This is a genomic window from Saezia sanguinis (assembly GCF_963921665.1).
Classification (GTDB): domain Bacteria; phylum Pseudomonadota; class Gammaproteobacteria; order Burkholderiales; family Burkholderiaceae_C; genus Saezia; species Saezia sanguinis.
Genome location: NZ_CAWUGC010000017.1, coordinates 127,554 through 153,605, shown reverse-complemented (window position 1 = coordinate 153,605; position 26,052 = coordinate 127,554). Strand labels below are relative to the sequence as shown.

At 50.4% G+C, this 26,052-nt stretch carries 26 protein-coding genes and 1 tRNA gene; 13 read left to right on the top strand and 14 right to left on the bottom strand.

The window, feature by feature from the left end; translation table 11 throughout:
- Positions 1-67: 67 nt before the first annotated feature.
- Positions 68-607, top strand: a complete 540-nt coding sequence (locus AACY98_RS12420) for a cytochrome b (protein ID WP_339805449.1) — start codon at positions 68-70, stop codon at positions 605-607.
- 293 nt (positions 608-900) lie between these two features.
- The gene (locus AACY98_RS12415) at positions 901-1,500 is read left to right on the top strand and encodes a hypothetical protein (RefSeq protein ID WP_339805447.1); all 600 of its coding nucleotides are present in this window, start codon (positions 901-903) and stop codon (positions 1,498-1,500) included.
- Positions 1,501-1,596: 96 nt separating this feature from the next.
- Here AACY98_RS12415 and AACY98_RS12410 read toward each other — a convergent pair whose 3' ends face one another.
- From AACY98_RS12410 to AACY98_RS12385, 6 genes are all read right to left on the bottom strand, one after another.
- Complete coding sequence (locus AACY98_RS12410; protein WP_339805445.1) at positions 1,597-4,674, bottom strand: autotransporter outer membrane beta-barrel domain-containing protein; 3,078 nt, start codon at positions 4,672-4,674, stop codon at positions 1,597-1,599.
- Positions 4,675-5,148: 474 nt separating this feature from the next.
- On the bottom strand, positions 5,149-5,886 hold the full coding sequence (locus tag AACY98_RS12405; protein ID WP_339805443.1) for a TPM domain-containing protein: 738 nt from the start codon (positions 5,884-5,886) through the stop codon (positions 5,149-5,151).
- 94 nt (positions 5,887-5,980) lie between these two features.
- On the bottom strand, positions 5,981-6,904 hold the full coding sequence (locus tag AACY98_RS12400; protein ID WP_339805441.1) for a toxin-antitoxin system YwqK family antitoxin: 924 nt from the start codon (positions 6,902-6,904) through the stop codon (positions 5,981-5,983).
- A 330-nt stretch (positions 6,905-7,234) separates the two neighbouring features.
- On the bottom strand, positions 7,235-7,363 hold the full coding sequence (locus tag AACY98_RS12395; protein WP_339805439.1) for a hypothetical protein: 129 nt from the start codon (positions 7,361-7,363) through the stop codon (positions 7,235-7,237).
- A 235-nt stretch (positions 7,364-7,598) separates the two neighbouring features.
- A tRNA-Pro gene (locus tag AACY98_RS12390) sits at positions 7,599-7,675 on the bottom strand.
- Positions 7,676-7,754: 79 nt separating this feature from the next.
- On the bottom strand, positions 7,755-8,705 hold the full coding sequence (locus AACY98_RS12385; RefSeq protein ID WP_339805553.1) for a polyprenyl synthetase family protein: 951 nt from the start codon (positions 8,703-8,705) through the stop codon (positions 7,755-7,757).
- A gap of 279 nt (positions 8,706-8,984) precedes the next feature.
- On the opposite strand from AACY98_RS12385, the gene rplU reads away from it, so the two are divergent.
- The 6 genes from rplU to AACY98_RS12355 all read left to right on the top strand — a co-directional run bounded on the left by rplU (position 8,985) and on the right by AACY98_RS12355 (position 13,720).
- Positions 8,985-9,296, top strand: coding sequence for a 50S ribosomal protein L21 (gene rplU / locus AACY98_RS12380; protein ID WP_126979058.1), 312 nt, complete (start codon positions 8,985-8,987; stop codon positions 9,294-9,296).
- A gap of 50 nt (positions 9,297-9,346) precedes the next feature.
- The gene (gene rpmA, locus AACY98_RS12375) at positions 9,347-9,613 is read left to right on the top strand and encodes a 50S ribosomal protein L27 (RefSeq protein ID WP_126979060.1); all 267 of its coding nucleotides are present in this window, start codon (positions 9,347-9,349) and stop codon (positions 9,611-9,613) included.
- A 216-nt stretch (positions 9,614-9,829) separates the two neighbouring features.
- Positions 9,830-10,906 (top strand): Obg family GTPase CgtA, encoded by a 1,077-nt coding sequence (gene cgtA, locus AACY98_RS12370; RefSeq protein WP_339805437.1) that lies wholly within the window; start codon positions 9,830-9,832, stop codon positions 10,904-10,906.
- Entirely contained in the window at positions 10,893-12,053 is a 1,161-nt protein-coding gene (gene proB, locus AACY98_RS12365; RefSeq protein WP_339805551.1) for a glutamate 5-kinase, read from the top strand. The genes cgtA and proB overlap by 14 nt, the downstream gene beginning before the upstream one ends.
- Before the next feature lie 254 nt (positions 12,054-12,307).
- On the top strand, positions 12,308-12,847 hold the full coding sequence (locus tag AACY98_RS12360; protein WP_339805435.1) for a histidine phosphatase family protein: 540 nt from the start codon (positions 12,308-12,310) through the stop codon (positions 12,845-12,847).
- A gap of 198 nt (positions 12,848-13,045) precedes the next feature.
- Positions 13,046-13,720 carry a hypothetical protein gene (locus AACY98_RS12355; protein ID WP_339805433.1) on the top strand — a complete coding sequence of 225 codons (675 nt, stop codon included), beginning with the start codon at positions 13,046-13,048 and terminating at the stop codon, positions 13,718-13,720.
- A 53-nt stretch (positions 13,721-13,773) separates the two neighbouring features.
- On the opposite strand, the gene AACY98_RS12350 is transcribed toward AACY98_RS12355, so the two are convergent.
- The 3 genes from AACY98_RS12350 to AACY98_RS12340 all read right to left on the bottom strand — a co-directional run bounded on the left by AACY98_RS12350 (position 13,774) and on the right by AACY98_RS12340 (position 16,358).
- Entirely contained in the window at positions 13,774-15,003 is a 1,230-nt protein-coding gene (locus AACY98_RS12350; protein WP_339805431.1) for a class I SAM-dependent methyltransferase, read from the bottom strand.
- Positions 15,004-15,152: 149 nt separating this feature from the next.
- A complete protein-coding gene (locus AACY98_RS12345) occupies positions 15,153-15,683 on the bottom strand; it encodes a CNP1-like family protein (RefSeq protein ID WP_339805429.1) in 531 nt (176 codons plus the stop codon).
- 18 nt (positions 15,684-15,701) lie between these two features.
- Positions 15,702-16,358 (bottom strand): RNA pyrophosphohydrolase, encoded by a 657-nt coding sequence (locus AACY98_RS12340; protein WP_339805427.1) that lies wholly within the window; start codon positions 16,356-16,358, stop codon positions 15,702-15,704.
- A 121-nt stretch (positions 16,359-16,479) separates the two neighbouring features.
- Here AACY98_RS12340 and AACY98_RS12335 point away from each other — a divergent pair, with 121 nt between their 5' ends.
- Both AACY98_RS12335 and AACY98_RS12330 read left to right on the top strand, forming a co-directional pair.
- Positions 16,480-18,225 carry a proline--tRNA ligase gene (locus AACY98_RS12335; protein ID WP_339805425.1) on the top strand — a complete coding sequence of 582 codons (1,746 nt, stop codon included), beginning with the start codon at positions 16,480-16,482 and terminating at the stop codon, positions 18,223-18,225.
- Between the two features lie 11 nt (positions 18,226-18,236).
- Positions 18,237-18,917, top strand: coding sequence for a lytic transglycosylase domain-containing protein (locus AACY98_RS12330; RefSeq protein WP_126979076.1), 681 nt, complete (start codon positions 18,237-18,239; stop codon positions 18,915-18,917).
- Positions 18,918-18,976: 59 nt separating this feature from the next.
- On the opposite strand, the gene grxD is transcribed toward AACY98_RS12330, so the two are convergent.
- The 3 genes from grxD to prfA all read right to left on the bottom strand — a co-directional run bounded on the left by grxD (position 18,977) and on the right by prfA (position 21,661).
- A complete protein-coding gene (grxD, locus tag AACY98_RS12325; protein ID WP_126979078.1) occupies positions 18,977-19,303 on the bottom strand; it encodes a Grx4 family monothiol glutaredoxin in 327 nt (108 codons plus the stop codon).
- 376 nt (positions 19,304-19,679) lie between these two features.
- Entirely contained in the window at positions 19,680-20,555 is an 876-nt protein-coding gene (gene prmC, locus AACY98_RS12320; protein WP_339805422.1) for a peptide chain release factor N(5)-glutamine methyltransferase, read from the bottom strand.
- A 5-nt stretch (positions 20,556-20,560) separates the two neighbouring features.
- A complete protein-coding gene (prfA, locus tag AACY98_RS12315) occupies positions 20,561-21,661 on the bottom strand; it encodes a peptide chain release factor 1 (protein ID WP_339805420.1) in 1,101 nt (366 codons plus the stop codon).
- Positions 21,662-21,977: 316 nt separating this feature from the next.
- Here prfA and AACY98_RS12310 point away from each other — a divergent pair, with 316 nt between their 5' ends.
- Positions 21,978-22,268, top strand: a complete 291-nt coding sequence (locus tag AACY98_RS12310) for a hypothetical protein (RefSeq protein WP_339805418.1) — start codon at positions 21,978-21,980, stop codon at positions 22,266-22,268.
- A 67-nt stretch (positions 22,269-22,335) separates the two neighbouring features.
- Here AACY98_RS12310 and AACY98_RS12305 read toward each other — a convergent pair whose 3' ends face one another.
- On the bottom strand, positions 22,336-23,253 hold the full coding sequence (locus AACY98_RS12305) for an HNH endonuclease signature motif containing protein (protein WP_339805416.1): 918 nt from the start codon (positions 23,251-23,253) through the stop codon (positions 22,336-22,338).
- Positions 23,254-23,398: 145 nt separating this feature from the next.
- Between AACY98_RS12305 and AACY98_RS12300 the strand changes: the two genes are divergently transcribed.
- Together AACY98_RS12300 and AACY98_RS12295 are read left to right on the top strand one after the other, a co-directional pair.
- Positions 23,399-24,124: a DNA alkylation repair protein gene (locus AACY98_RS12300; RefSeq protein WP_339805414.1), complete on the top strand. Its 726-nt coding sequence runs from the start codon at positions 23,399-23,401 to the stop codon at positions 24,122-24,124.
- Between the two features lie 194 nt (positions 24,125-24,318).
- Positions 24,319-25,071, top strand: coding sequence for a HesA/MoeB/ThiF family protein (locus AACY98_RS12295; protein ID WP_339805412.1), 753 nt, complete (start codon positions 24,319-24,321; stop codon positions 25,069-25,071).
- 23 nt (positions 25,072-25,094) lie between these two features.
- On the opposite strand, the gene AACY98_RS12290 is transcribed toward AACY98_RS12295, so the two are convergent.
- Positions 25,095-25,877 (bottom strand): endonuclease/exonuclease/phosphatase family protein, encoded by a 783-nt coding sequence (locus AACY98_RS12290; RefSeq protein ID WP_126979682.1) that lies wholly within the window; start codon positions 25,875-25,877, stop codon positions 25,095-25,097.
- Positions 25,878-26,052: the final 175 nt, after the last annotated feature.

The window sequence follows — 26,052 nt, the reverse complement described above, 5'->3', positions numbered from 1 at the left end:
GTAAGCGAATTCTTTTTGTACCGCAGCATTGTTTACAATGCCGGCTCAACAGAAAGAAAGGAAAAGAATGCAACGCGCCCCACGCACCTGGAAAGATACACCTACCCGTTTTGGTTTGATCAGTATGGGCCTGCACTGGCTGATGGCACTGCTGCTGATCTGGCAGTTTGGGTGTCTGCTGGTCAAAGTGCTGGGCGGGCCATTTTCATGGGGATTGCATAAAGAAGTCGGGCTGGTACTGATGGTGCTGATTCTGATCCGTGGCGTATGGGCTTTGATGAATCTGAAAAAACGCCCCAGCTACGCCGGATTTACTCCGACTGTTCGTAAGCTGGCCATTGGCGGGCATACGCTGATGTATCTGCTGATGGTGGTCATTCCTGCCATTGCACTGTTGCGGCAGTTCGGTAGCGGCCGGGCCTTCAGTTTTTTCGGTATTCCCATTACCGAAAATACCGGCGTGCAGGTACAGTGGATGATAGCACCGGCCAGTGCGCTGCACAGTTGGCTGGGCTGGTTGCTGCTGCTGTTGGTCGTTGGGCATATCTCGATGGCTCTGATTCATCATTTTGTCTGGAAAGACGGCCTGATCAACAGAATGCGGTGATGCTTTTTGAAACGTATTGCGAATGGCTGGCTTGATAGCCGGCCATTATTTTTGTACATTCATCTTGGTGTATACAATTACCAGATATAACCCATGATGAAACGTTGAACTGTCTGTATGCAAGCCGGGAGCATTGTCAGATGACAATACGGTATGAGAGATATTGGATATGGACAGGGGCAGAATGTGTGAGCTGCAAATGCATTGCGAGCATTGTGTTTTGGACATCTTAAAAGCATGCTGGTTGTTTTGCTGAACCGATCGAAAAGTGACTCAAATAGGTGCCAGGCTGTATGCAAATGGATATTGCGCAAGAGGTTAAAGAGAAGCTGGAGCTGTTGCAATACACTCCACAGTGGCTGATCTGGGGTTTTATGGATGCCTCATTGTTAGAAGCGCAATGGCAGGCATTTGAACAAGACGGGCGAAACTGCCCGGAACATTACCGCTACACGGCATTTCGACGCTGGCTTCAAAATAGACAAACATATACCGATGTGGAAATAAAGCAGTTTCTGGAACTGGTCGAATTTGATCCTGACCAATTCATGGCCTTAGCCGCAGGCGTTGACTTGCTCAGGCAGCCGGGAATTCAAGCGCAGCAGTTCGACGCCATTGCATCATTTCTCGATCAACTGTCAGATGGCTCTTTAACTCCCACAATTCTGCGGGAACGGTGTTTGCATGAACTGCGCCAGTTGGAAACCCTCTCTCTTGCAGAGTTCCAGCGTTATATGCATTCAGAGCATTCTGTTGTGCAGGAGTATTTGCTTGAAAATTTTGCACAACAAAACGAAATGTTTTTAAAGATGCTTGAGCAGGACGGTAAAACCAAAGCCATCCGCAACCGGGCTAAACAGCTTGGGAAAAGACGCAGTGGAAAACGTGTTTGATACATTTATCTGTATCAGAAGGGGCGGGCAGAACAGCAAAAAATACACCAAGATAGGGGTGGTGTACTTTTTTGCTGTATGCATGAACAAACTACATCAGAACTTCATGCGAAAGCCAATCTCTCCATAAGCTTCATAACTGTCGCCAAAGTTTCTCAAGCTGGTACGCGCTCCCAGTTCACTGTAAAGCGAATACTGATCGTCATTCCAGTTATAAGAGCCGCCTAAAGACAGGCCACCCCACAGGCGATCATTCCGGCTCTCAAATTCCTCTCCTGAGATTTGAACCTTGGTGCCGTCAAGAAACTCGTAGTACAGATTGGCAATGCCGTAAAGTTTCAGACGATCAATTTTGCCGTTGGATGCAGTCCAGCTGTCTTCGTGGTTGATGGCCAGCCCCAGGCGCCCCAGCAGACTGTCACTGTCTTTTCGTGAAACTTGGGTGCTGAATGGATCCGTAAAATTGTTGAAGCGGGTGGATGAGTAAACAAACTGTACCTGTGGAGTCAGTGACCATTGCGGGTTCAGCTCAAACAGTTTTCCAGTTTCAATACCGAGTGCATAGCCATAGGCATCGTTGCCTTTGATTTCGTCAGCATGCAGTGTATGTGAATGAATATCACTGTCAAACCAGCTTAACTGTGCCTGTGCATCGGCATAAAAACCGTTTTGGTCGTACCAAGTCAGGGTACCGGCAATGCCATAGCCATCGGTACGAATGCTGCCATCAGAGGTTACGGCGCTGACATCGGCTTTGGCATAACCGTAATGCACATTGATGCCACCAATCAGTACAGAGCCATCATCTGTTGTATGGAGTACGCCGTCTACGCCCATGCGCAGGCGCCAAGTATCAATATCATAATCGGTTTCGCTGGTGGAAAGCGAAGGCTTGTAAGTGGCGGTAGAGCCTTCCACGCGTACCCAGATGCCGGTTTTATCTGTGTAGCGCATGGTTTCTGGAGAAGATGTATCTGTTGATGATCCGCTGGGCCAGAACCGGTTGCCAACACGCTGCTGCAATGTGGGCAGGCGGTTCAATGCAGCCAGTATTTGTGGATAAGCCTCGTACAGTGCGACTCCTGGCTGATAGGTGCTGGGATGCCGCTTAGCCGGTAACCCCGGGATACTTGGAAAATCAATGATGCCCGGTGGTACATAGTTCCTCAAATACCAGTTACCATCTTGCGGGTTGGAGGTGCTGCCCTGGTGCAATGCATAAATCTGCGTGCCGCCAATGACGACCGGTACGCCGGTGGGCATTACATAATCTCCGACTAGACGAAATGCACTGCTGGAAGAGTGTGCCGTATCCTGCACTTCAATGATACGGATGCCTTCAGCAGTTCTCCCTCCTAGACCACCACGGTTAATCACTTTCACCCCATTGGGGGCTGTATAACCATCTGTACCGCCTGTAATGACCAGCCGGCTGGTTGGAGAGTTGTCATTGCCCAGTGCGGTATTGATTTGAACAATGCCTCCAGGCTGTCCGGCATAATCTCCGCGGATTGTCAGAACACCTGAGGGCGTCGAGCCGACTCCGGGTGAAATAGTTCCTGCATTGTGGGTGGCATATGATGTAGAACCAAGAGTCCCTACGCCTTCCAGACGTGCATTTTGGAAGACAAACACCTGCCCGGTCATATTGGAGGCGCTGTTGTTATTGACTTGCAGGGTGCCACCATAAATGTAAGTGCCGCCACTGTAAGTATTGTTACCGTTCAGTACCAGCGTGCCATAGGTGCCGGTTTTATAGAGATCTCCGCTGCCTGTGATGTTTTGTGTGATTGTTGAATAAAAGTCCTGTGTATCAAACGTGCCACCTAAAGGGCCCAGGGTGATAGCTCTGCTTGCAGCCAGGTCAAAGCTGTTGTTCCATTGAAGGGTGCCTCCATTCAAAGATAGAGCACCAGAAGGAGCGCCTAAAGCGCTATCTGTTGCAACTGCAACTGTCCCACCCTGAATACTGGTGCCGCCACTGTAAGTATTGGCACCTGTTTCAGGTGCCAGTGTGAGTGTACCGGCTCCGGTTTTGGTGACTGAGCCGCTGCCCGTGATCTGGCCAATGTAGGTGCCATCATCCGGCTGGGTGAACAACACCTGTCCATTGTTTAACACGTTGTTGGCATTGTTACCTGTGGCTCTGGTTGGTAGGCTCTGTGCCCGAGCCTCCAGTGTGGCTCCGCTGTCTACCGTGACGGAGCCGGTAAAGCCGCTGTTGTTTCCGGTGAGCGCCAGAGTCCCCTGTTTGACCAGTACACTGTTAAAACCCTGCATGGGGCCGGTAATCGTCCAGACACCGTTGTCGATTTTGATGAGTGAAGAGAAATTTTTCAGCGCTCCAGGCAGATACCCTCCATTGGCAGGGTCAGGGCCGCTGCTGCCTGACAGTGTCAGGGTATTAATGCCGCCCCCGCCATCAATATTGCCGGTAATGACAGAGCCGGCATGCAGGTACAGATCGTCGTTGCCGTTGGAGAATACCAGGTTGCCCTCCACGACGCCACCAACCCAGTTGGTGAAAATAATGCCAGCGCCTGCAGAGGTGCCGATCACATTACCACCATTGGTCTGTCTGACCGTGCCGCGGTTAATTACTTGGTTTCTCTGCGAAGCATCGGGAGCAGAAGTCCAGTCCTGAAACCAGATGGCTGCGCCTGCGCTGGACTGGACAAGCGCAAAACTCTGAATCGTAATCACATTACCATAGCCATGCACATTGATGGCTTCTGCAATATTTTCGTTACCGGCAGATATGACCTGACCCCCAGCCTCAATGGTGATATTGGAATGACTGTTGACCTCTATGGTGTTGGCGCCTGTACCGTAATGTCCAGTATTGTTTGTAGCATGATTAATGACGGTTCCAATGATTGAAATGGTTGCATTGTCACCTAGGCTGATTGCATTGGCATTTTGTGTTTCAATTTTTCCACCTGAGTCAACAAAGACATAACCATTGTTGTCATTACGTCCAGTGCCAACAGTGGATGTAACAGTCTGACCATAAGAGACCGAGGCATTGGTTTGAGCCAGGGCAGATAAAGGCAGGCATGCAACAAGAAGCAAGGCCAGCTTTTTCATGGTAAAAGGTACATCAGTCTGTCTGGGTACCGTGGTTTTTGTATATTTTTGTGAATAAGCGGAAATTTTTTGCCCGTTTTGTTTCATGGGGAATACCTTTTATTGTGCGAATATCAACAGCGTTTTTTGAAGATAAAAAATAATTTCTCAAAGAGAAATTGATCATTTAAGTTATAGAGTGTAGGCTTCTTACGTTGGTATTTAAGCGGTCATGGTATTTCAGTATGAAGACTTAAGACGAAATGTATATGTTTATTCTTAATAAATCTGGTTAGTCCATTTGTATGGTGGTATAACCTATGACGGTTATGACCTATGTGTGTCTGGAGGATGCAAGTTCACAACTGACGGCAAAATCGCCAACTGCGGAAAAAGACAGACTGCAGGGGCTCCTAAGACGAGCGCGGTATATTTTGTGCAGTTGAATTGGAACTGTTTTTTTATGTATTTATACTAATTTTAGACGCATTGCTTACGGCTATTTTCAATTGACGCATTCATTGCCAGCCTGGGTGGGAGGTGCTTTTTTTGAGCACTTTCCCATGGCGTGGCAAATAAAAACTACCACGAACCCGATGCGCCGCCACCGCCGGAGCGGCCGCCGCCAAAGCCTCCCCTGCGTTTTCCGCTGAGCAAAAGCTTGATTAAAAAAAGCAGAATAATGAATGCAAAAGTAAAAAAGACCCAACCCCATCCTTTTTTGCCATTGCGCATGCAGGAAATGCCCGCGCCGATGCATATGACGATGAGTACGCCGGCCGCTAAATGCCATTTATAGAATTGAAACCAGCTTACCGGAACCGTAACAACAGCGATGGTTTGATTCACGCCTTCATAAATACCGCGGCTGTACTCCCCCTGGCGGAAGTAGGGCAACATGGTATCGTCCACGATGCTTTGCAACTGGCTGTTGTACCGGTTTTGGTAACCGGCCCCCATGGATATGGCAACTTTTCTATCCTCCTGGGAAAATAGCAGGACAATACCGTCGTTGTCGTTTTTGTCGCCAACCCCCCAGTCATCCATCAGCTTGTCGGCATAGTCTTTGATCGGCATGTTATCTGCGCCATAGTCTTTTAAAGCGTGTATGGTCACAACGGAAAACTGTATGCCGGTTTGTTTTTCCAACTGGCTGAGCGTTTGTTCGATTCGGTCTGTATCGGCAGCGGACAGAACATTTGCAAAGTCGTTGATATACACACTTTCAGCAGATGGAAAGCGCAACTCGGCCCATGCATTTGTCAGCGGCAAGGTACATAAGGCCAATATCCATAAAATGTGTTTAACTGCTTTGTTCATGGTAAATGCTCTGCGCCTGCGTTGGGTTAACTGTTTTGGGTGGACAACCTGCCTTTGTCATTGTTCTGGTCAGTAACATAGGCAAGGTGATGTCTCAGTTGAACATTCTACGTTCAACAACTTTGTCATTGTCAAAAACAATTTCACTTCTTTTCTGGCCGTTTTCATTCCATGTTGTTACAAGACCATGCGATTTTCCGTCTTGGAAGTAACCCTCTGATTGCTTTTGACCATTTGGATGCCAGGTTGTCATAAGGCCGTGCAGGTCTCCATTTTGGAAAGAGGCATCCGTTTTTTGATGCCCGTTTGCATACCATTCTTTTAAAGGACCGTGTACTTTTCCATTATGAAAATTAAATTCATATTGTTTCTGACCATTTGAAAACCATACCGTCATTTGACTTGGTTGTGGAGGATTCCCAATGGAGTGTATTTCTGCAAGTTTTTGCCCGCTTTCATACCAGAGTGTCGTAAAGCCGTTTTGCCCGTCAGCCTGAAAAGTCCATTCCGCTAATTTTGTACTGTTACTGGGATACCAGAAAGTTGCAAAACTTGGCAATGCAGATCCTTGTTGATAATGGGCTTCCGATAGTTTTTGACCATTCTCACTCCAAATAACGTGTAGGCCATCAATTCCTGGTGATTTGCTGAACAGGTTGTCAATATTTGTTGGCTCATTGGACAAGGTATCAGCGTTTATCGTTGTACCAACAAACGGTAAGCCAGCATCTTGCGGGGTAAGAACCGTGTAAGGATCAGTTGCCTTTGGCCCTGATGCATAAAAATCCTGGATAAGCACCTTGCCCTGATCTGTGACGCCTAAAAATTTCCTGTAGCAATTAGATTGCTTAAAGCATGGTCCTGTGAGAATGGTTTCCCCGGTTTCCCATGGCACGGCTGCTGTGGCGCTTGGGTCAGCGGGTGAGACAGTCTTGTCGGCAGCAAAATTTTGTGTGTATACAAAATATGCTGCGAGCATTGCCAGCAAAAGAATTAAAAAGAGCAAAACCTTTTCCATTGAATTTTTCCTGTAACAATGACATGTATTTGACAGTAAAATTAATTATATACATTTTTATAAACCAGTTGCAATCTTTGGCAACTGGTTTTCTGTTGTTTTATTGGTGAGTTTTTTCTCCCTTGGCCTTGGGAGTGAAAACTGCTTTATCCAAACAATTCAAAACGGAAAGAAGAAAGCAGGTAGCTGAAAAATGTATGCTGAAGAATGTCTGAAATTTCTGATAAGGCAAGTGGTGAGGGAAGACGGGCCATAAAACCTGGCAGCAGCAGACAGTTTCCTTTCATTGAAGCAGTGCCCGGGTTAAAGTATTTGTGGCAAGGCGTACTTTTAGTTGCCCCACCGTTCCATCATGACAATATCAAATTCTAAATAAGAGGGTTCCCGGTCTTGTGTGTCGTAAAACATCGGGCAGAGCAATACCAGAAGCGCCAGAACGAAGATCAGTGTTTTTTTCATGCTTCTTCCCTTTTTGTTCTTAGGTCTGGAGGCAGTGTATTTTGTTGATGTGAAATTGATATGAATTTTCTATGAAGTGTGGCAAGGAAAAGTTTGCAGAATTGCCACATTCTGTAGCCTGTTGACGTGACTCGGGTGCGGGTTTGATGCAAAAGGACACAAACTCTAGCGAAAAAGAGGGCTAACCCAAAAATCTGCTGGTTTGTATTGTTTGGGAGATTGAAGATATCTGTGATGGTCGGGGTGAGAGGATTCGAACCTCCGGCCTCTACGTCCCGAACGTAGCGCTCTACCAGGCTAAGCTACACCCCGTAGCTGATACAGATACAAACAGGTTGCCATGCTTGCATCTGTAAATTGACAATGTTTGATTATAGGGCAGTAGGTATTCTTATGCCCGACGGTCAACCGATTGAAGTGCAAATTCTATCAGGGCTTTCTTATATTGGCTAGCGGGAAGGATTTCCAGTGCATCACAACCACGCTTGGCTTCTTTGATGGCAACTTCGCGGCTGAAGTCAATGCCACCGGTGGCGTGCACCGCTTGCACAATCTGGGGCAGGTGCTCGGCGTCCCCGTGGATAATGGCGTTGCGCACCAGTTCGCGCTGTTCGTCTGTGCCGCGCTGCATGGCAATGATCAGGGGCAGGGTTGGTTTGCCTTCGCGTAAGTCATCGCCGACGTTTTTGCCCATTTCTTCTGCATTGCCTTCATAGTCAAGTATATCGTCTATGATCTGGAACGCTGTGCCAACCGCCTGCCCGTAAATGCTGCAGGCCTCTTCTATTTCCGTTGAGGTATTGGCAATGACTGCTCCCAGGCGGGTGCTGGCTTCAAACAGTTTGGCGGTTTTGTAGCGGATGACCTGCATGTAGCCTTCGATGTTCACATCGGGGTCATGCGCGTTCATCAACTGCATGACTTCGCCTTCGGCGATGACGTTGGTGGCATCGGCCAGTATTTCCTGTACGTGCATACTGCCTACAGACACCATCATCTGGAAAGAGCGGGAGTATAAAAAATCTCCCACCAGTACGCTGGCGGCATTGCCAAAAACAGCGTTGGCGGTATTTTTCCCGCGCCGCAGGGCGGATTCGTCCACCACATCGTCGTGCAGCAAGGTGGAGGTATGAATAAACTCAATGACCGCTGCCAGCAGGTGCCGGGTGCCGCTGTCGTGCCCGAGCGCGCGCGCAATCAGCATATGCATGACTGGGCGCAGGCGTTTGCCGCCCGATGAGATGATGTATTCGGCAATCTGACGTATCAGTACAACGTCAGAGTGCAAATGGTTGCGGATAACTTCATTCAGGGCCGCCAGTTCGGGCGTGGCCAGTTCCATGAACTGGTTGGAGGAGGGGGTTGTATTTGTAGTCAAGGCAATTCAACAGCACAAGTTCAAATGATGTGGCAATTATAAGAAAGGGTGGCGGTTGTGTGTATTGGTTCGTAAGAGGTGGTGACAAATTCTGTAGAAAAGGCTATAATCTAATGCTCTGCCCATTTTGGGTAGGGTTTTTTATTGATTTCACATGGCGTATTTTGCTGCAACGTAGTCAAACCGGGCAACTAGTTTTGTATTATTTTGTTGTACAAAGTATTCTGATTTGAAAGGGTTCCTATGTACGCGGTCATAAAAACCGGCGGCAAACAATATAAGGTTGCTGTTGGCGAGAAGATTAAGCTAGAACAGATTGCTGCGGAAGTGGGCCAAGAGATTGTGTTTGACCAGGTGTTGGCTGTCGGCGAAGGCAGTGAACTCAAGGTAGGCACGCCTTTGGTCGCTGGCGCAACTGTAAAAGCTACAGTGTTGGCACATGGCAAGCACGACAAAGTCACAATTTTTAAAATGCGGCGTCGCAAGCATTATCAAAAGCACCAAGGGCATCGCCAACCATTCACTCAGGTGCAGATTGAGGCTGTCAGCGCGTAATGCGTTTGGGCAAAATCAGTTTTATTGTATAAAGCACAAGGAGTTATCAAATGGCACATAAAAAAGGTGGTGGTTCCACCAGTAACGGACGCGACTCACAGGCTAAACGCTTGGGAGTGAAGGCGTATGGCGGGCAGAGCATTCCTGCGGGTTCTATCATTGTGCGTCAGCGTGGCACCAAGTTCCATCCTGGCACCAATGTAGGCATTGGTAAAGACCATACTTTGTTTGCCCTGGTTGACGGGCAGGTGAAGTTTGAGATCGGTGGCGAGTTTAAGCGCCAGACGGTCAGTGTGGTGCCTACTGCACAGTCCTGATTGAACTGACACGTTGTCAGGTCAACAAGCCCGCATATAAGCGGGCTTTTGTTTTTTGAAGTCCTTATAATCCATGCATTAGCCTCAATGAATGCATTTCATGCGCTTATTTTATTGGGCATTCATTTTGGGGCGGATTTACCCCAAAGCCGATTTTGACTGGTGTGCCATCGATTGTGTATTGCCTGATTGTGGTACAGAAATGAAGAACGTATTATGAAGTTTGTTGATGAAGCAACCATTGATGTGGCCTCGGGTAAAGGGGGCGATGGCAGCGCCAGCTTCCGGCGTGAGAAATTCATTCCCTATGGCGGCCCTGATGGCGGGGACGGCGGACGTGGGGGGCATATATTTGCTGAAGCCGACCGCAACCTGAATACGTTGATTGATTACCGTTATGCACGCCGCCATGAAGCCAGAAATGGTGAAAACGGCCGGGGCGCAGACCAGTATGGCAAAGCGGCTGAAGATTTGGTGTTGCGTATGCCGGTGGGCACCATCATTACCGACCTGGATAGCGGCGAGACGATTGCCGATCTGGCCGAGCACGGGCAGAGGGTAATGATTGCACAGGGCGGAGAAGGCGGCCTTGGTAACCTGCATTTCAAAAGCAGTACCAACCGGGCGCCGCGGCAAAAGACGCCGGGCAAGCCAGGCCAGCAGCGCAAATTGAAGCTCGAGCTGAAGATTCTGGCCGATGTGGGTTTGCTGGGCATGCCCAATGCGGGTAAGTCAACGCTGATTACGGCTGTTTCAAACGCGCGTCCGAAAATTGCGGATTATCCGTTTACCACCTTACACCCGAACCTGGGTGTGGTGCGTGTCGGGCCGGAGCAAAGCCTGGTGATTGCCGATATTCCTGGGCTAATTGCAGGTGCCTCGGAAGGGGCCGGGCTGGGGCATCAGTTTTTGCGCCATTTGCAGCGTACCCGTTTGCTGCTGCATGTGGTGGATATTGCACCCTTTGATGAAAGTATTGACCCGGTTGCGCAGGCACATGAAATTGTGGAAGAACTGCGCAAATACGATGAAACGCTGTATGAAAAGCCGCGCTGGCTGGTGCTCAACAAGCTGGACATGGTGCCCCAGCAAGAGCGTGCAGAACGGGTAAAAGCGTTTGTAAAGCGGCTGAAATACAAAGGGCCTGTGTTTGAAATATCAGCGCTGACGCATGAGGGCTGCATGCCGTTGATGCGCTCAGCCTATGAGTTTGTCGCCTCTTTCCATGAGGCCGAACCGGATAAAGATCCACGTTTTGACACGATATCGGGTGACGATGATGACCAAGCATAGCAATTTGACAGATGCCACACAGGTGCTGATGCAGGCACGGCGTATTGTGGTCAAGGTGGGTTCCAGCCTGGTGACCAATGAGGGCCGTGGCTTGGATGAACGGGCCGTTGGCGAGTGGTGCCGGCAGCTTGCTGCGCTCACCAAATCCGGACGCGAGGTGATCATGGTTTCCAGCGGAGCTGTTGCCGAGGGGATGCGTCGCCTGGGATGGCCCAAGCGGCCGAAAAAAATCGATGAATTACAGGCAGCAGCGGCAGTCGGGCAGATGGGTTTGGCGCAGATGTATGAAACACAGTTGCGTAAATATGGTGTGCAAAGTGCGCAGGTGCTGTTAACGCACGCCGACCTGGCAGACCGCGAGCGCTATCTGAATGCGCGTGCCACGTTGCTGACGCTGTTAGACCTGGGCGCTGTATCGGTCATCAACGAAAACGATACGGTGGTGAACGAGGAAATCAAATTCGGTGACAACGATACGCTGGGTGCTCTGGTGGTGAACCTGATCGAGGCTGATCTGCTGGTGATTCTGACCGACCAGAAAGGGCTGTTTTCGGCCGACCCGCGCAAAGACCCGGCCGCGCAACTGATTCAGCAGGCACGGGCAGGTGACCCGGAACTGGAAAAAATGGCAGGAGACTCAGGTTCTTCAATTGGTAAGGGCGGTATGTTAACCAAGGTGCTGGCGGCTAAACGTGCTGCCGGGTCTGGTGCCAGTACCGTGATTGCCTGGGGCCGTGAAGATGATGTACTGCTGCGGCTGGTGGATGGGCACTACAGCGGCACACTGCTGGTGGCCGATACGCATAAAACGCTGGCACGTAAACAATGGATTTCCGATCACCTGCAGGTCAGCGGCTCTGTACAGGTGGATGCAGGTGCGGCAGACAAACTGCTTCATGCAGGCAAGAGCCTGTTGCCGGTTGGTGTGGTGAAAGTAGAAGGCGATTTTGTACGCGGTGAAGTGATTACGGTCATTGACCTGGAAGGGCGGGAGATTGCCCGTGGGTTGGCCAACTATGCGGCGCCTGAGGCCCGCCTGATTGCCAAACACCCATCCACAGACATTGAGCATCTGCTGGGTTATGTGGCGGAACAAGAGCTGATTCACCGTGACAATATGGTGTTGTCATCTGTTTCTCTACGCTGATTGCTCGCTATAGCTGGTGCTGTGGTTGTTGTATCTGGAAAGCCCTGCGTGATCGCCTGCGGCTGGTTATCCCTGCATAAAAACATATCAAGCAGGTTGAAGAATCTATTCGCTGCAAGCGAAAAAACAGTACTCTTTTAATGCACCTGGAATTGTGCCAGAAAGCCTGTAAAAACAGGATACTGCCAGTAATATCAATGAATACAAGCGGCTTATTTGCCATCAGAAATTCAATGGTCTGAAAAGGATGTCATATGAAATTGACGTATTTTGTGCATTCAACCACTGTTGACAATGAAGCCGGGCTGGCAACCGGATGGGTGGACTGTGAGCTTTCGGCAAAAGGACGCAAGCAGGCGCAGGAGCTGGGTGAACTGGTGACAGACGTATTTGATGTTATTTTTACATCAGATTTAAAACGCTCATCTGAAACCGTTGCCCTGGTTTTTGGAACGAGGTTCCCAGTTAAAAATGATTGGCGGTTGCGAGAAATTAATTATGGTGACTTCAGTCAGCAGCCTTCTCACAAAGTAAAAAACAACCTTAACCAGTATATTCTGGAGCCGTTTCCAGGTGGCGAGTCTTACCAGGATGTGGAAAACCGGGTTGCCGGTTTTTTAAAAGATCTGAAGCAAAACTATAAAGAAAAATCCGTTGCCATTGTTGCGCATCAGGCACCTCAACTGGCACTGGACGTTTTGTTACGTGGTAAAACCTGGCAGCAGGCTTTTCAGGACGATTGGCGCCATACCCATGCATGGCAGCCCGGCTGGGTATATGAGGTGCCTGTGTAAACGGGTTTATCTATTATGGAGTGCTGGAGCGCTGTATTCGGTAAAAAATTTATGCAACAGGGAACCATTGTTCGGGAGAAATAGATGTTTTGGTGTCAACGTTTTTTCTTGGGCATAGCCGCCACCTGGCTTTTTATTTGGAGTGGGTTTGTTCTGGCAGATACAGCAGCAACAAATGGTTCTGACCAGCAGGCTGTCATGTCACATAGGTCAACAAATACCTCTGATTTCATTGTGACATGGCACTATTTTGAGACCCCGCTATGGGGTGGGTGCCAGGCTGCTGCGGAGGTATTGGCGATTCGTTGTGAAACGGAGCACGCTTCATCAGACTTGCAGCCGCAGTCACACTATTTTTTCGTCTTGAATGCTGAGCAGTTGGCCGCATTTTTAGATGCCATGTCTGCACGGGAACAGGCGGATGCACGTTATCATCTTTTTTCATCATCCAGAATGTTATTGCCCGAAGGTGTGCCGGGAGGAATTGTGCAGGGCTCTGCCCCTACACATGTGCCGGATGATGCGCGCCATTGGTTTACTGTGCCACAGTTATTCACACTCACGATCATGTCTCAACCTGATGAGCGTATGACATTAGGTTTGAAAACGACGGCAGATGCGAGAGTAGTGCAAGGCGTACTACACTTTGAAGAAGGGACGGGCGCTGCTGCAGAATTGGCGCTGCCTGTGATTCAACAAGGCGAAGCTATTTTGGTCGGCGGGTATGGTGTGCAGATTGACAGTCAGGGCAATCGCCGTTTCACCGATAGCGCAGTTGCCAATACTGCCAGCCTTCCAGACAGTCGCCAGGCAGAGCGCTATGTTTTGCTGGTGCCTGTGCTTGCCGGGGATAGCCAGGATTCTTTGAAATAACGATTGACTCTGTAACTGAGCTGGAGTTGATTCGCCGTGAGAACGTGGTGGTGTCAGCGTAATGGCTTGAACAGTTGCATTTGCTGCAACAAGGTATACAGGGTGGGCTGAAATGAGAATGCTTGCATCAGGCGTTCGGCCTCAGCCAAAAATTTTTGCCGCTGCGCCACGGGTGAATTGCTACGTACAGCGCGGATCAGGATATTTTTTGGGGTGTGCTCAAGGTCGATAAATTCGAGCAACTGGGTTTTATAGCCACAGGCCTGCAACAGGTTGGCGCGAATGGCGTCAGTCATCAGCGCGGCAATACGTTCCTGTACGATGCCGTAGCGGGTGAGGATGGCCAGGTCATCACTGTGCATCTGGGCATTGAGTTCATGCTGGCAACAGGGTACTGAAAAGATCATGCGTGCGCCCCATTTCACCGCATTGTGAAGTGCGTAATCGGTGGCGGTGTCGCACGCATGCAGGGTGATGACCATATCCACCGCTGTTTGTTGCTGGTAGCCATTGATATCGCCAACCTCAAAGGCCAGGTGCTGGTATCCATAGCGTTGTGCTGCAGCGTTGCATTTGGCGACGACGTCCGCTTTGAGGTCCAGCCCGGTCATGCGCACATCCAAACCCAGCACGGTGCTGAGGTAATGGTAAAGCACAAAAGTGAGATAGGATTTGCCGCAGCCAAAGTCCAAAATATGCAGCGTACCGCCATGCTCTTCCTGTAGTGCGTCTTTAACGATTTCAAGAAAACGGTTGATCTGCCGGTACTTGTGGTACATGGCTTTGATAATGCGGCCCTCGGGAGTGAATACCCCCATGTCTACCAGCGGTGCAATGGCCTGGCCTTCGGGCAGAAGGTACTGTTTTTGGCGGTTATGTGTAGAGGAGTGGGCAGATGCCGGTGTATTTGATTTCGCCGGGATAGAGGCTGCACTACTGGACATGGACGGTGTTTCCGCCTGGGTAGCTTGCCGGCCAAATTGAACCTTGCCTTTTTTGGTCAGGCGCAGCCGGTATTGGGTATCCGGCGTAAAGGCGTTGAGCTGGGTAAAGTCCTGCATCAGTTGGGAGAGTACAGCGCAGAGTTGCCCAGGCATGATGTTTTCATGGAAAACCTGGGCGCCAATGCGTTTGCTGATCTGGTAGCCTGCTGTCGCAGCGGCGATATCCACCCGGGTGCAGGGTGCTGTTTTGGTTTGCGGGTTACTGATGATGATGCGTGCAGGCGTGGCCTGTGCAATGGATTCCAGGCTTTCCAGCAGTGAGCAGGTATGGTCGTTCATGACATTTTTCAGAGGGTCTGTCGAAATTATAGCAAGCGGCAGAGGCGTTGAGCTTGATGTGTACACAGGCTGGAATATGAGCAGCGACCAGCCAGCAGATGACTCAACATCTGCTGGCTGGTATGAGACCAATTGTTTATGCCAGTTGATTAAGGTTTTTGGCTTGCATACGGTGTACGCAGGCGTCTGATTACACTCTCCACACTGCGTGGGCGTGATGCGTTTTCACACATATAGATCTGTGCGATCATTCTTTCATGGCTAAGCGCCGGAGCGTCCCTCAGGTTTTTCCACTCGGGGTTCTCAACGGCACGCCAGCCACCATCGCCAACAGCTCGGGCATAAATTTTGTATGTGTTTTGTGCGCACAGAATGCCTTCATACATGGCGTTTTGTGCGCCGGTATTGCTGGTGGCAATGACCACATACCGCACAACACTGTCTTTGTCGATGGTGATGGTCTTAGGGTCAATGAACCAGTTCATCCGGCTGCCGGGCATGGCTTCAATATTGATGGCGCGGTTGAGGTCAAAATCAGGGAAAGAGGTGATTTCAGTTTCTTTCCAGTCCAGCCAGTAATCATCGGCGTAAGTGGTATTCTGGGCGTAAATGCAGGTGGCCGCTGTTCCCAGTATCCATGCGATAAAAACGGTGCGAAGAGCGGATTTGAAATTTTTCATGTTGTCTGTCTACTTTGATTATTTATGGTGAATAATGACCAGTGGTGGCTGCGAGAGAGCGTCTTCAGCAGGGCTGCTGTCCTGCTGCGTTGTTAACGGGCCGGCATTGTCTTCCTCGGGTTGGCGGCTGGGTGGATAAAGTGAGCGCGAAAAGGAGCGGCCAGTACGGCGCTTGCCGCGCAGATAGCGGTTGCGGGAATCAATACGGGGTAGAAACTGAACCAGTTCATTGAGGGCATTTCTGTAAACACCGCGTTTGAATTCAATGACCACATCCAGCGGCACCCAGTAGTCGTGCCAGCGCCAGGCGTCAAACTCGGGGTGTTCCGTGGAGCGTAAATCCATGTCAGAATCCTGACCCAGCAATTGAAGTAAAAACCAGATTTGTTTTTGTCCGCGATAATAACCTCTGGCCTCACGGCGGACATAGCGGTCTGGCACCTCATAGCGCAGCCAGTCACGTGTACGTGCGATCACGCGTACATGCTCTGGCAGCAAACCGATCTCCTCACGGAGTTCGCGCAGCATCGCTTGCTCGGGGGATTCTCCAGGGTCGATGCCTCCCTGAGGGAATTGCCAGGAATTGGAGCGAATTCTTTTGCCCCAAAAAACCTTGTTATAGCGGTTGAGCAAAATGATGCCGACATTAGGACGAAAACCGTCTCTGTCAAGCATAATCACACCTTGGAACTTTTAAACTGATTCCAATATAGCATGTGAAGCGAATTTTTTCTGTAACTGGATGGAAAATAGCAGTTGCTTCACTGTTTTTAGCGATTTTAATGGACACAATTTGATGAAAGCCTCGCAATTTTTAATTTCTACTCTCAAAGAAGCGCCTGCAGATGCTGAAATTGTCAGCCATCAACTGATGATGCGCGCCGGTATGATCAAGCGGCTGGGCGCTGGTATTTATGACTATATGCCGCTGGGGCTGCGTGTCATTCGCAAAATAGAAGCCATTGTCCGCGAAGAGATGAACCGCGCCGGTGCGATGGAGCTGTTGATGCCGGTGGTGCAGCCGGCCGAATTGTGGCAGGAGACCGGACGCTGGGAAAAAATGGGGCCGGAACTGCTGCGCCTGAAAGACCGGCATGAGCGGGACTTTGTCATTCAGCCCACTTCCGAAGAGGTGGTGACCGATATTGCCCGGCAGGAACTGCGCAGCTACAAACAGTTGCCGAAGAATTTTTACCAGATTCAGACCAAATTCCGCGATGAGCGGCGCCCCCGGTTTGGCATCATGCGCGGGCGTGAATTCATCATGAAAGACGCTTATTCCTTTGACCGGGACGAAGCCGCTGCCGGCGAAAGTTACAAAACAATGTACGCAGCTTACAGCCGCATATTCGACCGCTTCGGGCTGACCTACCGGGCCGTGGCGGCTGATTCTGGCGCTATTGGCGGCGACCGCTCACATGAGTTCCAGGTGATTGCCGATACCGGTGAAGATGCCATTGTTTACAGCACCGGGTCTGACTATGCGGCCAATATTGAAAAAGCGGAAGCCGTCAGCCTGATCACGCAAAGAGGCGCACCTGCTGAAAAAATGACTAAAGTCCCAACTCCTGGGAAAAGCACTTGCGAGGCTGTCGCCGAATTGCTGAATCTGCCTTTGTCCCGCACGGTGAAATCACTGGTATTGGCAACTGATGAGCTGGACGAGCACGGGAATGTGAAAAAAGTCCAGGTCTGGTTGCTGCTGGTGCGCGGTGATCATGATATGAATGAAGTCAAGGTCAGCAAAGTTGCCGGGCTGGATCAGGGGTTCCGGTTTGCCAGCCTGAGTGAAATTGAAGCCGTGTTCGGTTGCAAGCCTGGCTACCTGGGGCCGGTCGGGCTGAAACAGCCGATCAAAATTGTGGCCGATCGTACCGTGGCGAACATGACCGACTTTATCTGTGGTGCCAATGAAGAGGGCTTTCACATTACCGGCATCAACTGGGGGCGGGATATTCCTGAGCCGGATGCTGTCGCCGATATCCGCAACGTGGTTGCCGGCGATCCTTCGCCGGACGGTGCAGGAGAGCTGGCCATTCAGCGGGGGATTGAAGTCGGACATGTATTTTACCTGGGGACGAAATATTCCAAGGCCATGAATGCCACGTATCTGGATGAGAACGGCAAGCCGCAATTTTTTGAAATGGGGTGTTATGGCATTGGTATCACCCGCATCATGGGTGCTGCTATTGAGCAGAACCATGATGATAAAGGCATGATCTGGCCTGATACGCTGGCACCGTTTACGGTGGTGTTGTGCCCGATTGGTTACGACCGCAATGAATCTGTACGCCAGCAGGCCGACGCACTTTATAGTGCGCTGCAAAAAGAAGGTGTGGATGTTCTCTTGGATGACCGGGGCGAGCGGCCTGGTGCCATGTTTGCCGACTGGGAGCTGATTGGTGTGCCGCACCGGGTGGTTATTTCCGAGCGCGGTATTAAAGAAAACCAGTTGGAATACCAGGGCAGGCGTGACTTGGAAGCAACAAAAGTTGACCTGAATACCATTACAACCTTTCTCAAAGGGCGGTTAAGCGTGTAAGCTTAACTGCTATGGGCGAGGGAACTTTTAAAAACAGAAGGCAGTGGCTGGCTGCTGCCGCATCGGTACTGGCTTTTCCGGGTTTGGCATTATTGCCTGGGCGTTCTCAGGCATCCCAACTGGAAGAGCCTTTGACGCACTCTGTGCGCACGGCACTTTCAGCCGCTATCAATGAAGCACCGCCGTTGCGGCAACAGCAGTTTGCCGATATGTCAGAGCGGCTGGAATATCTGAACTGGCTGGGCTCGATGTCAGACCGGCTGGCAAGCCGCATTCCTAACTTTGACAATCGGATTGAGTTCCTGGAAACGGTCTGGTACGAGAGCAAACGCGCCGGCCTGGAAACAGCGCTGGTTTTAGGGCTGATTCAGACGGAAAGCGCATTTAAGCAATATGCCGTGAGCGTGGCAGGTGCTTTGGGGTATATGCAGGTGATGCCGTTCTGGACCCGCCTGATCGGGGATGGCGATGTGAAAAAGCTGTTCCATGCCCAGACCAATTTGCGTTATGGCTGCGTCATTTTGCGCCATTACATGGATATTGAGCGAGGCGATCTGTTTATGGCTCTGGGACGCTATAACGGGTCACGTGGCCGGGACCATTACCCCAATACGGTGTTTAATTTCCGGCAGCGCTGGATTCATGAGCCTGCGCCTGTCATGGTGACTACAGCGGTGGCTGAAGAGCAATAGCCGATTTGATTTTGATTGAAAATGCACCCCCGGTATGCAAATACAGGGGGTTTTGTGTTTTATGCAGATGGACAACTGGCTTTGATCAGGCTTTGTAATTCGCCGCTTTCATACATTTCCATCATGATATCGGAGCCGCCGATGAACTCGCCGTTGATATACAGTTGCGGAATGGTTGGCCAGTTGCTGTAAGTTTTAATGCCCTGGCGAATTTCTTCATCCTGTAAAACATCAACAGTCATAAAGTCGTCAAGGCCACAGTTTTTCAGAATCTGGACTGCGCGTCCTGAAAAACCACACATGGGGAATTTGGCACTGCCTTTCATGAAAAGCAATACGGGGTTGTTTTTAACCAGTTCTTCAATACGTTTTTGTGTATCGGACATCGCGGGCTCCTGAATTTATGCGATTTAAAATCAGCGTATAACTTACAGCACATTTAGCCTTTTGAGCTAGTTCGCTATTTGACCATGCTTTGCAATATATGGCAGGAGAGTCCGGAAATATTCAAAAGTTCATTATTTATTGTGAACAAGCACATATGCTGTTGTCCAACGTTTCATTCACAGAGCCTGTTTGTGGTGTGAAAAACGGGCCGGGATTTCCCTGAGATGCCAATGTAAAAATGCCACCACATGATTTAACCCAATCTATGCATATCGTAGGCGCACCGCAAACGTACTGCAGTTGATCGTGACCCGTGTGTGGTTGGGAATTGTGTTTGCCAAACGGGTGACGGTGTCTATGTCATACCAGTCGAGTTTAAGGCTTTGGCAACTGCCCCCCTGTGGCCCGGTTCTGTCCGGCCAGGTCTTTACGGGTTTCCACATTCTGGAAGCCAGCGCTTTCCAGCAGGGTTTGCACTTTTTCTGCCTGGTCGTAGCCATGTTCAAGCAGCAGCCATCCTTGCGGTAACAGATGGGTTGCCGCCTGCGCAATGATGCGGCGGATGTCATCCAGACCATCATCGCCTGATACCAGTGCATGCTGGGGCTCATGAGACAGGGCTTGCAGGTGTACATCGCCTGCGGCAACATAAGGTGGGTTGCTGACAATCAGGTCGAATTTTTCATTGGCAACCGGGGCAAACCAGTCCCCCAGCAATAAGCGGATATGTGATTCTGGCGGCAGCAGTTCGTTGCTGTTGAGTGTGGCTACGGTAAGCGCTTCCTGGCAGGCATCGACAGCAGTCACTTCCAGTTCAGGGCGTTCATGCTGCAATGTGACAGCCAGAATGCCGCTGCCAGTGCCCAAGTCAAGCACCCGGGCGGTTGAGCTGGCCGGCAAAAGTTGCAGTGCCCAGTCGACCAGCAGTTCGGTTTCGGGCCGTGGTACGAGAACCCGGCGGTCAACTGAAAAGTTTAAACCGTAAAATTCTTTTTCGCCTGTCAGGTATGCCAGCGGTACACCAATAGCACGGCGCTGGAGCAACGCCATGTACTGGTTCTGCTCATCTTTGAGCATGGTGTCTTCATCGTGCGCCAGCAGCCAGGCACGTTCACGCGAAGAACGCCCCAGGGCAAACAGCAACAGCAACTGGGCATCCAACTGGTCAATGCCCATGGCACGCGCAGCATCAAGTGCTTGGCGTACATTCATCACCTGCTCGGGCAGTGAAGTGGTTTGTGTATCGTTCATGTTTGTCATGCCTCCATGCGGGCTTCCATTTCGGCCAGCTGCTCAGCGCCGGCCGCGGTTTGTAGCGTTGTGATGATCTCGTCCAGATCGCCATCCATGATAAACGGCAGTTTGTACAAGGTCAGGTTGATGCGGTGGTCCGTCACACGGCCCTGCGGGTAGTTGTAGGTACGGATCCGGTCTGAGCGGTCCCCCGTGCCAACCAGACTTTTGCGGGTGGCGGCCTCGTGTGCGGCGCGTTCGCTGCGCTCTTTCTCCTGCAGGCGGGCCTGCAGTACCTGCATGGCTTTGGCCTTGTTGCGGTGCTGTGAGCGGTCATCCTGACATTCCGCCACAATGCCGGTTGGAATGTGTGTGATGCGAACGGCCGAATCGGTCTTGTTGATATGCTGGCCCCCGGCGCCAGAAGCCCGGTAGGTGTCAATGCGCAGGTCTGCCGGATTAATCTCAATGGCAGTGGCCTCGTCAGGCTCAGGCAGCACGGCAACGGTACAGGCACTGGTGTGAATGCGGCCTTGCGTTTCGGTCACAGGAACGCGCTGCACGCGATGGCCGCCGGATTCAAATTTAAGCTTGCCGTAAATGCCCGGTTGTGAACCGTGCCCGTTGATGTGAATGATAACTTCCTTGTAGCCACCCAGATCGGACTCATTGGCACCGATTACTTCCACGCGCCAGCCCTGGCGTTCGGCATAACGGGTGTACATGCGCAGCAGGTCGCCGGCAAACAGTGCGGATTCGTCGCCGCCGGTGCCGGCACGGATTTCCAGGAACACCGGGCGGTCATCGTTGGGATCTTTGGGCAGCAGCAAAGACTGGATTTCCTGTTCCAGACGTTCCAAATCGGCTTGCGCGCTTTGAATTTCTTCCGCAGCCAGTTCTGCCATTTCCGGATCGTTTTCCAGCTCGTGCGCATTGCTCAGGTCGCTTTCCCTTTGCTGGTACTGGCGATAGTTTTCAATCAGCGGGCTCAGGCCGGCATGCTCCTGTGACAGCGTGCGAAAACGCTGGATGTCACTCATGACCTCAGGGCTGGACAGAAATGCTTCGAGTTCGCTGAATCGATAGGTACTGCGTTCAATTTGTTGCCGGATAAAGGGTTTCATGAATGTCGGATCAGATCAGTGGAAAAAGAAAAAGGGAAAAAGCAGCGAAGGCTGCCTGTTCATGTCAGCAAAAGAGAGGTGCTAGGAATGCCAACTGGCCGGCATGGTCAGGCCAGGAGCAAATATGCAGGGCAGGGCCTGATCTGACCGGGCGGCCAGCCTGTGTGCCTGTAGCCAAAAAGATATGTGCATACGTGCCATTAACAGCAGTTCCGATGAAGTGGAAAAATAGGCGAGATACTCACCTGATCATTTCAACCCTTGAAAGCGTCCTATTATAGAATGCTTTTAACTTTTGATAAGAACGGGCCATGTCATGAACGGGTTGGAACTGTTGACGCATATCGGCAATTTTTTGCTGCTGCCACTTTTCGTTGGCATGGCCGTTGGTTCAATGGCACGGCTGTTCTGGTTTCGGCAGCGTTCATGGATACGGCTGGCTGTCGCTGGTTTTTTAGGGAGTTTGATCGGACTGGTTGCCGGCTGGGTTGTCACCGGACAGGATGGGCATATGCTGGGCTATGGGCTGTTGGTTTTACTGTGCAGCCTGTTTGTATTTGTTGCGGGGGGAAGCAGCACACACTTCAACAAAGTAAAAAATAAATGATGTATTAAAAAAGTACTATTGAACTGAAAAATAAGTAACGTGCTTCAATATGTTTATCTAAAAGTCTTCAATAAAGATTGAGAAGGTTTATTTTTTCTTCCTCCATGAATTCAACTAATCTAGTATGACATGATAAGTCCTCTTTAAAGGGACCCCTCTCAATTAGAAACTTACCTGTTTGAGCAAAAAACAAAGGATTAATATCTCGTCGGACAATGTCAGCAAACCAGTTAGCGGCTTTTGTTGCATCAATGACAAGGCGATGACATTCATAAAGCCACTGCTCATATGCTTGCACATCTTCTATGTAGTTTGGATTATTCACAAGAATTTTATAAAACTTAACCGGGTAGTATTTTTCTAACTCTGGGTTTAGTTCCGCGTGCTCTTGAAATTTTTGTGATGCTTGGTGTAATAATATTGCGAGTGTGTAAGAAGCGCATTTGAGTTCTTTGAACTCTTCGGGCCAAATAGCTGCAAGAACCCGTTTTCTAAATTCATATACTTTGTTTGGCATTATGATATCCCAGCTTGGTTCTGATGATAATGCAAAGCTTGTCCATCCAACCCATTGATCTAAACTACATAATTCCACTGCAGAATCAATAATGTAGTTAACTGTAACTTGCTTGGCAGATTCAATAGGGGATGACTTTTCACTGAGTGTTTCGTTAACCCAAAGTTCATGTTGAGATTTGATAAGATAAAGCCGATCAACGGGCCAATCTGATGGATTGCAATCAATTTCTGTATGATGGGTGGGGCATAGTAAAATTAAATTATGATAACTGTTTCGTTCTTCAGGTGTTAGCAAACTATTAGATCTTGCAGATCCAGGCTTTTCTCCCACAATATGAGCCTGCTCCCCCAGTGTAAAAGTTGACGAAACAGTTGATGCGTCTTGAGTTAGCTGCGTTTTACATATTGCACATCGGTTTCCTGAGCGTCCCCAGAGTATTTTGATGTCTTTTTGTGAAATATTCATTTTTGGATAAGTACAGAAAAGATACTTTATTAGAAAATAATACAGATAGTCTTCCAATCATATGGTTTTAATCTATGCTTGTCTAAGAATAACTCTTGCTTTTCCAAGGAGCAGTGTTTAGAAAAAGGGAGATATTGATTTTGTGATGCCTGATCAATCCATTAAGTGGTTAACTGTTCAGCTTCGCGCTGCATTGCAGCAAAGTGTGGATGAAAAAACCCGGCAGAACAGCCAGCGTTTTTTTAAAGAGGAAATCCGGTTATATGGTGTCCCGGTGCCTCAGGTGAACCGTATTGCCAAAGAGTATTTCGCTTTGATGCCGCAAGCCTCAAAAACCGATGTTTTTGCATGTTGTGAGGCGTTATGGCAGTCCGGCTATATTGAAGAATCATTCATTGCGTGCCAGTGGGCCTATGAAATGCGAGGGACGTATGAACTGGCCGATATGGATGTATTTGATGGTTGGTTGGATGCTTATGTGAATAACTGGGCATCATGCGATACGCTGTGTAATCATGCGGTGGGTGATTTGCTGATGATGCATCCGGCCTGTGTTGTCAGGCTGAAAGACTGGGCGATGTCTGATAACCGCTGGAAGCGGCGTGCCGCCGCGGTTTCCCTGATCATTCCAGCCCGCAAGGGGATGTTTTTGCCGGAGATTTTTGAACTGGCCGATCTGCTGCTGAGCGATCAGGATGATCTGGTGCAAAAAGGCTATGGCTGGATGCTGAAAGCCGCCAGTGAAGCACATCAGCAGGCTGTGTATGATTTTGTGGTGGCACGAAAACAAACCATGCCGCGCACGGCATTTCGTTATGCACTGGAGAAAATGCCTGCTGCGCTACGGGCGCAGGCAATGAAAAAAGCATGATGCCCCGATGGAGGCTGTTGACGGTCAGGTCTGTTTTTTATAAAAGAGTCGCGCGTGTGCCGTATCTGTGCCATATTTGTGCCGGCCAGCAGGAGCATCTGAAGTTTTATGGCTTTTCATTCTGCTGGTATTTTGCAGAATACCCAGTGCAATGCAGCCGACTCAGATAATCGCTTGCGCGTATCATATGTGCCATGCATGACGAACAACTTTTACGCTATTCACGCCACATTCTGCTGGACGAGGTGGGGATTGAGGGGCAGGAAAAATTGCTGCAATCTCACGCGCTGGTGATTGGTGCCGGCGGGCTGGGTTCACCGGCGCTGATGTATCTGGCCGCGTCAGGTTGCGGGCAGATCACCGTGGCGGATGCTGACGCTGTGGATCTGACCAACCTGCAACGGCAGATTGTGCATACCACTGCACGTGTGGGGCAGCCGAAAGTGCACTCTGCCGCACAGGGAATGGCTGCGTTGAACCCGGATGTGCAGGTTCATGCCGTGCAGGCCAAAGCGCAAGGTGAGGTTTTAGAGCAGTTGGTTGATCAGGCACATGTGGTGCTGGACTGTACGGATAACTTCCGCACCCGCCAGCAGATCAATGCGGCATGTGTGAAATACCGTAAACCGCTGGTCAGCGGAGCGGCTATCCGCTGGGATGCACAGGTCAGCGTTTTCGACCTGCGCGACGAGCGCTCGCCGTGTTATGCATGCCTGTATCCGCCAGAAGATGTGCCACAGGAAGTTGCCTGCTCAACCATGGGCGTGTTTGCGCCATTGACCGGGATGACCGGAACCATGCAGGCAGGCGAAGCGTTGAAGCTGCTGATGGGGATTGGCGAGCCTTTGGTTGGGCGTTTGCTGATGCTCAATGCGCTGCAAATGCAATGGACCACGCTGCGCATCAAGCGCCGGCCTCATTGCCCCGTTTGCGGTGCAGATCATTAAAAAGGGCAGCCAAAGGATTGGGGTCAGCTCAATTCAAATTCGCCAATCAGCGGCAAATGGTCTGACATGCGGGTCCAGATTTTGCCCTTGGGAACGTAGGCGCGCAAAGGTGTCAGGCCGCGGGCGTAAATGCGGTCCAGCCGCCAGACCGGCGCAACGGAAGGAAAGGTTGCTTCCGGCGGAATGGTGAAGGTAGTGAAACCGGCATGCAGCATCGGCAGCAGCAGCTTGTTGTTCCAGTCGTTAAAGTCACCGGCAATCAGTACCGGTTCGCTTGACGGAATTTCTCTTTCTATCAGATCAATCAGGCGCTGAATCTGCCAGTTACGGCCGACCTGACGCAGGCTGAGGTGTACCACAATGCAGTGCAGCAAGGTTCCGGCAACCTTGACTTTAACGTGCAGCAGGCCGCGCTGTTCAAACCGGTTGTCTGAAATATCTTCACGTGCCATGCCCAGTACCGGCCAGCGAGACAGCAGCGCATTGCCGTGCTGCCCTTCTTTGGTGTAGGCGTTGGTCATGTAGCTGCTGATATAACCCTCGGGGGCCAAAAAATCAGCCTGGGGGCCCGGCATTTGCAGGCGCTGGGCAATATCGGCACGGCTATAAAGTTTTCTGACCTCTTGCAGAAAAACCAGGTCAGCGTCAAACTCTTCGACCGCAAGGGCAAGGTTTTGATGTTCTGCCCGTTTGATCGGCCCCAACCCCCGAACGCCTTTGTGGATGTTGTAGGTGGCAACCCGCAAAATGCCGTCATCCAGTTGTGCCGGGGGCGTGGCCGGAAACACGTCGGACTGCAGCAGCATGGCTTGTGGCAGTATGGTCGAATACTGCACCACCTCCAGTTCAGCCGGCGTGGCCGGCTCATCCTGTGGAGGTGAGGGGTGCTGCTCAGTATCTGACGCTTGCTCCTTTGTCATTATCCAACTCTGTTTGTCACTATGACCTTCAGGTGGGGCATTAAAAGCAGTTTTCAACCTG

What these genes read in the sequence shown, in the direction of transcription:
- AACY98_RS12420 (WP_339805449.1), top strand. Translation starts at nt 68, where the DNA reads ATGCAACGCGCCCCACGCACCTGGAAAGATACACCTACCCGTTTTGGT.
- AACY98_RS12415 (WP_339805447.1), top strand. Translation starts at nt 901, where the DNA reads ATGCAAATGGATATTGCGCAAGAGGTTAAAGAGAAGCTGGAGCTGTTG.
- AACY98_RS12410 (WP_339805445.1), bottom strand. Translation starts at nt 4,674, where the DNA reads ATGAAACAAAACGGGCAAAAAATTTCCGCTTATTCACAAAAATATACA.
- AACY98_RS12405 (WP_339805443.1), bottom strand. Translation starts at nt 5,886, where the DNA reads ATGAACAAAGCAGTTAAACACATTTTATGGATATTGGCCTTATGTACC.
- AACY98_RS12400 (WP_339805441.1), bottom strand. Translation starts at nt 6,904, where the DNA reads ATGGAAAAGGTTTTGCTCTTTTTAATTCTTTTGCTGGCAATGCTCGCA.
- AACY98_RS12395 (WP_339805439.1), bottom strand. Translation starts at nt 7,363, where the DNA reads ATGAAAAAAACACTGATCTTCGTTCTGGCGCTTCTGGTATTGCTCTGC.
- AACY98_RS12385 (WP_339805553.1), bottom strand. Translation starts at nt 8,705, where the DNA reads ATGGAACTGGCCACGCCCGAACTGGCGGCCCTGAATGAAGTTATCCGC.
- rplU (WP_126979058.1), top strand. Translation starts at nt 8,985, where the DNA reads ATGTACGCGGTCATAAAAACCGGCGGCAAACAATATAAGGTTGCTGTT.
- rpmA (WP_126979060.1), top strand. Translation starts at nt 9,347, where the DNA reads ATGGCACATAAAAAAGGTGGTGGTTCCACCAGTAACGGACGCGACTCA.
- cgtA (WP_339805437.1), top strand. Translation starts at nt 9,830, where the DNA reads ATGAAGTTTGTTGATGAAGCAACCATTGATGTGGCCTCGGGTAAAGGG.
- proB (WP_339805551.1), top strand. Translation starts at nt 10,893, where the DNA reads ATGACCAAGCATAGCAATTTGACAGATGCCACACAGGTGCTGATGCAG.
- AACY98_RS12360 (WP_339805435.1), top strand. Translation starts at nt 12,308, where the DNA reads ATGAAATTGACGTATTTTGTGCATTCAACCACTGTTGACAATGAAGCC.
- AACY98_RS12355 (WP_339805433.1), top strand. Translation starts at nt 13,046, where the DNA reads ATGTCACATAGGTCAACAAATACCTCTGATTTCATTGTGACATGGCAC.
- AACY98_RS12350 (WP_339805431.1), bottom strand. Translation starts at nt 15,003, where the DNA reads ATGAACGACCATACCTGCTCACTGCTGGAAAGCCTGGAATCCATTGCA.
- AACY98_RS12345 (WP_339805429.1), bottom strand. Translation starts at nt 15,683, where the DNA reads ATGAAAAATTTCAAATCCGCTCTTCGCACCGTTTTTATCGCATGGATA.
- AACY98_RS12340 (WP_339805427.1), bottom strand. Translation starts at nt 16,358, where the DNA reads ATGCTTGACAGAGACGGTTTTCGTCCTAATGTCGGCATCATTTTGCTC.
- AACY98_RS12335 (WP_339805425.1), top strand. Translation starts at nt 16,480, where the DNA reads ATGAAAGCCTCGCAATTTTTAATTTCTACTCTCAAAGAAGCGCCTGCA.
- AACY98_RS12330 (WP_126979076.1), top strand. Translation starts at nt 18,237, where the DNA reads ATGGGCGAGGGAACTTTTAAAAACAGAAGGCAGTGGCTGGCTGCTGCC.
- grxD (WP_126979078.1), bottom strand. Translation starts at nt 19,303, where the DNA reads ATGTCCGATACACAAAAACGTATTGAAGAACTGGTTAAAAACAACCCC.
- prmC (WP_339805422.1), bottom strand. Translation starts at nt 20,555, where the DNA reads ATGAACGATACACAAACCACTTCACTGCCCGAGCAGGTGATGAATGTA.
- prfA (WP_339805420.1), bottom strand. Translation starts at nt 21,661, where the DNA reads ATGAAACCCTTTATCCGGCAACAAATTGAACGCAGTACCTATCGATTC.
- AACY98_RS12310 (WP_339805418.1), top strand. Translation starts at nt 21,978, where the DNA reads ATGAACGGGTTGGAACTGTTGACGCATATCGGCAATTTTTTGCTGCTG.
- AACY98_RS12305 (WP_339805416.1), bottom strand. Translation starts at nt 23,253, where the DNA reads ATGAATATTTCACAAAAAGACATCAAAATACTCTGGGGACGCTCAGGA.
- AACY98_RS12300 (WP_339805414.1), top strand. Translation starts at nt 23,399, where the DNA reads ATGCCTGATCAATCCATTAAGTGGTTAACTGTTCAGCTTCGCGCTGCA.
- AACY98_RS12295 (WP_339805412.1), top strand. Translation starts at nt 24,319, where the DNA reads ATGCATGACGAACAACTTTTACGCTATTCACGCCACATTCTGCTGGAC.
- AACY98_RS12290 (WP_126979682.1), bottom strand. Translation starts at nt 25,877, where the DNA reads ATGCTGCTGCAGTCCGACGTGTTTCCGGCCACGCCCCCGGCACAACTG.